The organism is Saccharibacillus sacchari (assembly GCF_037722395.1).
GTDB lineage: Bacteria > Bacillota > Bacilli > Paenibacillales > Paenibacillaceae > Saccharibacillus > Saccharibacillus sacchari_A.
The window spans coordinates 1-480 of the sequence record NZ_JBBKAR010000012.1 but is presented as its reverse complement, the minus strand read 5'-3'; the positions used below and the strand labels follow the sequence as shown (position 1 = coordinate 480).

The following is a 480-nucleotide window of genomic DNA, read 5'->3' as shown; positions in this document are numbered from 1 at the left end:
TGGACACTCATCGGCGAAATCTCATCCACCATGTCGAGTTGAACCATCCGATTCGCAAGCAGCCGAACAGACCACTTGCTGTAGCCCTCTGGCGGTTCACTGCAAGCCAGAGCCACCAGCTTGGCTTCGGTTTCTCCATCGAATTTGATCTTACGATTGGTTTGTTTTTCGCGCTCTAACGCGGATTCAAAGCCTTTTTCGACCAATCGCTTTCGCAGATTTCGAACGGTGCTTTCGCACGTGCGATACGCTTCAGCAATTTGGATATCCGACCACGAGGGACCGAATTCCCCTTCATCTGCTTGCAGCAACATGTGAGCCTGTCTGATTTTGTAGCCCGCAACTTTCCCTTTTTGAATGAGTTGTTCCAATTCGATGCGTTCCTTTTGGCTCAACTCGACAATCCATTTTTTAGGCATGGTTAGCTCCTCAAATCAGTTTTAGATGATATATCGGTGCGTAAAACCGTTACCGTTAATT

General features: G+C 47.7%; 1 protein-coding gene. It reads right to left on the bottom strand.

All coding sequences use genetic code 11. The annotated features are described in order from the left end of the window. On the bottom strand, positions 1-419 hold a 419-nt coding region (locus WKI47_RS04200), incomplete at its 3' end, for a helix-turn-helix domain-containing protein (protein WP_340225918.1). Positions 420-480: the final 61 nt, after the last annotated feature.